We start from the raw sequence: 318 nt of genomic DNA, 5'->3' as shown, positions 1-318 counted from the left end.
TTCTTGACGATATATCCCCATTATTTGAGGTATAGAAAAAGGTGCAGTTGCTGTCATTTCTCCCAAAATAGGAGCTTTTAAAGAAACTAATTTCGCTGGCATATCACTTATGGAACAAGATATACCATTGCAATACCCAATAACCCAAGGGACATAGACATCTATCTGTGGGGCTAACTCAGGTTTTAACAAATACAAAACAGGAGTCGCTTTATAAATGGGAATAGGGCTGTACTTCACTACTTTTGATTTATCAATCAAATGTCTATTGGACATATTAATCCACTCATCAATATATTTAGTAGTATAATATTTTAA

Annotated in this window: 1 pseudogene; it reads right to left on the bottom strand. The window is 33.6% G+C overall.

Features of this window, described 5'->3' with window-relative positions:
* A pseudogene (locus tag CCAND38_RS11760) lies at positions 1-276 on the bottom strand (hypothetical protein); the annotation flags it as partial.
* Positions 277-318 lie beyond the last annotated feature (42 nt).

The organism is Capnocytophaga canis, from assembly GCF_000827555.1.
GTDB lineage: Bacteria > Bacteroidota > Bacteroidia > Flavobacteriales > Flavobacteriaceae > Capnocytophaga > Capnocytophaga canis.
Note: the sequence above shows the minus strand (reverse complement) of the source record. Positions and strands in the feature narration are given on the sequence as shown.